Origin of the sequence: Malikia granosa, from assembly GCF_002980595.1 — a bacterium.
Lineage (GTDB): Bacteria > Pseudomonadota > Gammaproteobacteria > Burkholderiales > Burkholderiaceae_C > Malikia > Malikia granosa.
Window position 1 is genome coordinate 66,102 of the sequence record NZ_PVLQ01000017.1, and the last position, 6,263, is coordinate 72,364.

Here is a 6,263-nt window from a genome sequence, read left to right on the forward strand (position 1 = left end):
TTCAATCCACAGACTTGTTGGCAACTCGATTTTTGATTTGCACAAAAAATAAGCACCTCGATGAGGTGCTTTAAGAATCAATCACTTGAAAACGTGGTCAACAAGTTGTCCACATTTCTGTGCACGACTGACGGGAATAATTCAGACTTATCCTCAGTCGCCAATCGCGATGCCGCGCTCGCGCAGGTCGGCCAGCGTGCGGTCGAGCGCCAGCCGGATCAGCGCGATCATCTCGCCGATCTGGCCGCAGTCCATGATCAGCGGTGGCGCAACGATCATGCGGTCGCCAACCGCGCGCATCACCAGGCCGTTGTCGAAGCAGTGCTTGCGGCACAGCATGCCGACCGCGAGTTCGGGCGCGAAGGGCTGGCGGCTGGCCTTGTCCTGCACCAGCGCCAGTCCGGCGACGAAGCCGCAGCTCTCGGCAATGCCGACCAGCGGATGGTCGGCCAGCTCGCCGAAGCGCTGCGCCAGGTAGGGCCCGGTATCGGTGCGCACCCGGCCCGGCAGGTCCTCGCGCTCGAGGATGTCGAGGTTGGCCAGCGCCACCGCGCAGGCCACCGGGTGGCCGCTGTAGGTATAGCCGTGGGTGAACTCGCCGCCCTTCTCGACCATCACCTGCGCGATGCGCTCGTTGATCAGCGTGCCGCCGAGCGGCTGGTAGCCGCTGGTCACGCCCTTGGCGAATGTCACCAGGTCGGGCCGGATGCCGAACTTCTCGTAGCCGAACCAGTGGCCCAGGCGGCCGAAGCCGCAGATCACCTCGTCGGCGATCAGCAGGATGCCGTACTTGTCGACGATGCGCTGCACCTCGGGCCAGTAGCTGTCGGGCGGGATGATGACGCCGCCGGCGCCCTGCACCGGCTCGGCAATGAAGGCGCCGACCCGCTCCGGGCCGATCTCGAGGATCTTGTCCTCCAGCCAGCGCGCGGCGCGCAGGCCGAAGTCGTGCCGGCTCTCGCCCGGTTCGGCCAGGCCATACCAGTAGGGCTGCTGGATGTGGGTGATGTCGGGCAGCGGCAGGTCGCCCTGCGCGTGCATGCCGCTCATGCCGCCGAGCGAGGCGCCCGCCAGCGTGCTGCCGTGGTAGGCATTGATGCGGCTGATGATGACCTTGCGCCTGGGCTGGCCCATCAGGTCCCAGTAGCGGCGCACCAACCGCACATTGGTGTCGTTGCTCTCGCTGCCGCTGCTCGAGAAGAACACGTGGCTGAAGCGCCTTCCGCCGACCGGCGGCGCGAGCTCGCTCAGGCGCGCGGCCAGCCGCACCGCCGGTTCGGTCGTGGTCTGGAAGAAGCTGTTGTAGTAGGGCAGCTCGAGTAGCTGGCGGTAGCCGGCCTCGGCCAGCTCGCGCCGGCCGTAGCCGGCATTGACGCACCAGAGCCCGCTCATCGCGTCGAGGATCTGGTGTCCCTCGCTGTCCCAGACATAGATGCCGTCGGCGCGCGTGATGATGCGCGCGCCCTTCCTGGCCAGGCCCTGGTGGTCGGTGAATGGGTGCAGGAAATGCGCGCTGTCGAGCGCCTGCAGCTCGGTGGTCAGCGGATTGTGGGCGGGATTCATCTTCGGCTCTCCTCGTGATGGCGGGATCAATCAGACATGCAGCAGCAGGTGCTCGCGCTCCCAGGGCGAGATCACCTTCATGAACTCCTCGAACTCGAGCTCCTTGACCTCGGTGTAGACCGTGATGAAGCCGGCGCCGAGCACCTCGTGCAGGTCGGTCTCGCGCCGCAGCCAGTCGAGTGCCTCGCCCAGGCTGCGCGGCAGCGTGTAGGGCGACAGGTAGGCGTCGCCGCGCATCTCGGGCTTGGGGCGGATCTTGTTCTTGAGGCCGAGGTAGCCGCAGGCCAGCGTCATCGCCAGTGCGACATAGGGGTTGGCGTCGGCGCCGATGACGCGGTTCTCGACCCGGCGCGCCTGCGGCCCCGAGATCGGCGAGCGGATGCCGACCGTGCGGTTGTCGTAGCCCCACTCGATGTTGATCGGCGCCGCCGTGTGGCGCGCGAGGCGGCGGTAGCTGTTGACATAGGGCGCGACCAGTGCCATCGCGGCCGGGATGTAGCGCTGCAACCCGCCGATGAAGTAGAAGAACTCGTCAGACGGCGTGCCGTCCGGCTTGCTGAAGATGTTGCGACCGGACTCCTGGTCGACCAGGCTCTGGTGGATATGCATCGCGCTGCCGGGCTCGCCCGCGATCGGCTTGGCCATGAAGGTCGCGTACATGTCGTGGCGCAGCGCGGCCTCGCGCACGGTGCGCTTGAACAGGAACACCTCGTCGGCCAGGTTCAGCGGGTCGCCATGGAAGAAGTTGATCTCCATCTGGCCGGCACCGACCTCGTGGATCAGGGTGTCGACGTTGAGCTCCATCTTGCCGCAGTAGTCGTAGATGTCCTCGAACAGCGGGTCGAACTCGTTGACCGCGTCGATGCTGTAGGCCTGGCGCGAGGTCTCGGCGCGGCCGCTGCGCCCGACCGGTGCCTTCAGCGGCATGTTGGAGTCGGTGTTGCGCGCGGTCAGGTAGAACTCGAGCTCGGGCGCGACCACCGGGCTCAGCCCCATCTTTTCATACAGGCCGCAGACATGGCGCAGCACGCTGCGCGGCGCGTAGGGAATCAGCTGGCCGTCATGGTCGAAGCAGTCGTGGATCACCTGCGCGGTCGGGTCGGTGGCCCAGGGCACGATGCGTACCGTCGACGGGTCGGGGCGGAGCTGCATGTCGTGGTCGGTCGGCGCGATCACGTCGTAATAGGGCCCGCTGGGCGGGAACTCGCCGGTCACTCCCATCGCGACGATGCCCTGCGGCAGCCGCATGCCGCGGTCCTCGGTGAACTTCTCGCGCGGCAGGATCTTGCCGCGCGCCACCCCAGTCAGGTCGGGCACCAGGCACTCGATTTCGGTCACGCGGCGCTGGTTCAGCCAATGCTCCAGCTCGTTGTAGCTCTGCGGGGTGTCCTTGCGGTTGTTCATGTCTGCCTCTATGGGGTGGTTCTGCTGCCTGACAGGCGTTCGGCCTGGCGCTGGCGCACGGCCGCGCCGAAGGCCGACAGGATGGCGGCGTAGAAGGGGTGTTCGGCACAGCGCCATTCGGGGTGCCACTGCACCGCGCAGGCAAAGCGGCGCGCGCCCTCGAGCTCGAAGGCCTCGACCAGGCCGTCGGGCGCATGGGCGGTGGCGCGCAACCCGGGCGCCAGCCGGTCCACGCCCTGGCCGTGCAGCGAGTTGACCCGCGCGACCGGCCCGCCGGCCCAGGCCTCCATCGCGCTGCCGGGCGCCAGCCGGACCTCGTGGCTGGGGGCGTATTCCTGCTCCGGCGTGTCGCCGCGCTCGCGGTGGTCCATCAGCCCCGGCACGCCATGCACGGTCTGGTGCAGGCTGCCGCCGAGCGCGACGTTGATTTCCTGGAAGCCGCGGCAGATGCCCAGCAGCGGCACGCCCTGCTCGACGCAGGCGCGCACCAGCGCGAGCGTCAGCGCGTCGCGCGCCGGGTCGAGCGGCAAGGCGGGATTGGCCACCTCCTGGCCGAAATGCGAGGGATGGACATTGGACGGGGAGCCGGTCAGCAGCACGCCGTCGACCAGGCCCAGCAGGCCGGGCAGATCGTCAGCGGCGGCGAGCGGGAACATCACGGGCTGCGCCGCGGCGCAGTCACGGACCGCGCGGGCGTACTTGTCGCCGAGCAGCAGGTAGGGCGTGGCATGCGGGCCCAGTTGACGATGGTCGGCCGGCAGCCAGACCAGGCAGGGTGGGGGCGTCATCTTCTTGTCCTTCTGGCTTGTGGTCATTCTGCGATGGAAATGGCTCCCAGGCAAGGTGCTGGTAGTGATCCTGGGAAGCAGGAAGCGCGCCAAGTCCGTGCATAATGATCAAAACTAAAAGTCAGGACGATGCTTGGCAGGTGGGGGGAGGCTGGGGGTTGGCTCGGTGGTCTGATGGGGGCTTTTTTCGGCCATGAAAAAATACAGAGAGCAGTTTCCGAAATCTGCCTTTAGATGTGGCACCGATAGTTTTCGGTTAGGGCAGTAAATCCGCCGGATTTATGTCTGGTGCATTCAGGTGGCAAGCGCTTTACTACCCACGTCGATGTTCGATGTTACGGAGCAGCTCCGATGTTACACAGTTGGGAAGTCGCCCTGACGCAAAGTTAGCCATCAAGAATTAATATTTACAAGGGAAGAAATAAGTGCGAAAACTAAATCTCAAATTTACACCTGAATGCGAGCAAGATAGAGCTCTAGTTTTCTTTGCTCAGGCATTGGATGAACAGTTATATGATATTACAGACGACAGCTTTAAAGCACCAGCATTAAATACATTCTCGAGAACATTTGAGCTGCAGAGCGTAGCTCTCGCAAATCATCGAGCCGGCATTTCAAAAGAAGCGCTTAAGCCATTTATCGAGGAGCTGGAGTGGAGTATTTCAAAAGATGCTTCACTATCAACCCAGCAAAAAGCATTGTGCAGAACGCATATTGAAACATTTTCCGAAAACTCAAATCAAGCGGATGCGATTTCCAGGGCGGCATCAGGCTTAAGAATAATAATGGGCGACTATTTCACTGGTGTCATGAAGTCAATATCCGATACCATAGAAAATTCACCAAAAAACAAAATTGATCTCTTAAATCTTGTGTCCAATTTCATTGTGCAGGCAGAAATGCATGGTTTCCCAAGGCGCCACACGTACCATGTGACGCAAAACCTGCTTGTGCGACGGCTCAAGAATAAAGCCTCTTTTGATAGAAAAGAGTTGCTGTCAAAATTCTTCGAGAAATTTCCAAGCAATACGTCGGAATATGAGTGCATGTACTTCGTAGATGGGCCATTCGGTGACTACCCTAAGCTTCTTGCGGAATTTAAAATTGTATTACAAGAAGCATCATCAACTTGGAATAATTTATCCCCAGACCAACAGCGTCTAATAGATGCTGAAAATATCGGGAAAAAACTCATTTTGATTGGTAAATTAAAAACCCCGAGCCCGGCGCACGCATACAAAATCGGCTCCGGCATACTCAATGAATTCGCGGGAATAGTGAGATTTTATAAGCACCGAGAGTTGTTTAAGTCAGAGCCATTAGCATTGGTTCGCGATATAAATACTGGCAAGATATACACTATCCACGATGCACCAGATCCCATGCACTGCTGGGTAAGTCATACAAATTCATCGGAAGAGGAAATGCTTGGGCTCATGAGTGCAACTCATGGGAGCTTATTGACATCCGAGTCAGCCAGTAGGCTTCAAAGAACCGTCAGATTGCACCGATCTGCGCTGAAGTCAACCTCGGCTGAAAATCAACTAATTGATCTTTGGGCAGGCTTGGAAGGATTGGTGTCGCGCCCCGGTCGCGAGAGTGTGAGAATTGAATATTTTTCCGAGTGCCTAATACCATCATTGACCCTGACGTACCCTGAAAAATTATTTCTTTCGGCCTATATTGATGTTTGTGCACACGCGCCAGGCAGCAGCGCCATTCTGGCAGCAATGCCTGGCACAGACTCCAATTTCTCTAAGTTTGTTAGGGTAATTTTGTGCGATGAGCATAAAAATCCACGGATTCACCTGTGCAAACTACTAAACACATCCCCACTTCTCCTTAATAGAGTTTGGCGACTTTCTGAGCTTTTTAAAAGCAGAACTGCAACACAGCAAACACTTCGTCATCACAGGAAAAAGGTAAAATGGCACATGTCTAGAATTTATCACACGAGAAATTCAATTATGCATAGTGCAAAATCACTTCCATACTTGCCTACGCTAGTTGAAAATCTTCATGTCTACGTTGATACGCTCGTAAAATCAATCCAGAAGGTCGCGAAAGTATCTCTTGAGCGTCAAACGATTGAAGGTGCTCTTGAATATCTTGGCTCGTGGGAGCGGTATCGACTTCATGCTATTACACACGAAGGGGGCGATAATAATGCCCCGTTAACTGACGAGAGTTTTTGGGACGTTGTTTTCGGGAGCGATATGGCCTTGGCCCCGGATAGAGACAAGGAGCCTTTCATGGTTTTGCCCCTCAAGAGTCCGCTCGTACGCGCTTGATGGCTAACTGGCGGTTCAACACGGACGGCACCAATGCTCCGCTTTGCCGCTGCTTAACTTTGGCGTTGAATGAGAGATATTCTAAAAGCTCAGCGGCGGCATTGGGTCGAGAACGGTAATTCACGATAAGCGCACGTCTGAGTGATTTCAAGGTGGCCCCCGGGGGGGGGGGAGGGGGTGGTTGGTGGGGGGGGTATTTGATGGCGTGTTCGGCACG

General features: G+C 59.2%; 4 protein-coding genes. 1 reads left to right on the top strand and 3 read right to left on the bottom strand.

Translation table 11 applies throughout. The features are described 5' to 3' along the window. Positions 1-153: 153 nt before the first annotated feature. Genes C6P64_RS05740 through C6P64_RS05750 form a run of 3 tightly spaced genes read right to left on the bottom strand, consistent with a single transcriptional unit; the run spans position 154 to position 3,755 of the window. Positions 154-1,563, bottom strand: a complete 1,410-nt coding sequence (locus C6P64_RS05740; protein ID WP_105747634.1) for an aspartate aminotransferase family protein — start codon at positions 1,561-1,563, stop codon at positions 154-156. Positions 1,564-1,593: 30 nt separating this feature from the next. Then, positions 1,594-2,967 (bottom strand): glutamine synthetase family protein, encoded by a 1,374-nt coding sequence (locus C6P64_RS05745; protein WP_105747635.1) that lies wholly within the window; start codon positions 2,965-2,967, stop codon positions 1,594-1,596. 8 nt (positions 2,968-2,975) lie between these two features. After that, on the bottom strand, positions 2,976-3,755 hold the full coding sequence (locus C6P64_RS05750; protein WP_105747643.1) for a gamma-glutamyl-gamma-aminobutyrate hydrolase family protein: 780 nt from the start codon (positions 3,753-3,755) through the stop codon (positions 2,976-2,978). Between the two features lie 425 nt (positions 3,756-4,180). On the opposite strand from C6P64_RS05750, the gene C6P64_RS17870 reads away from it, so the two are divergent. After that, complete coding sequence (locus C6P64_RS17870; protein WP_146115862.1) at positions 4,181-6,046, top strand: hypothetical protein; 1,866 nt, start codon at positions 4,181-4,183, stop codon at positions 6,044-6,046. Positions 6,047-6,263 lie beyond the last annotated feature (217 nt).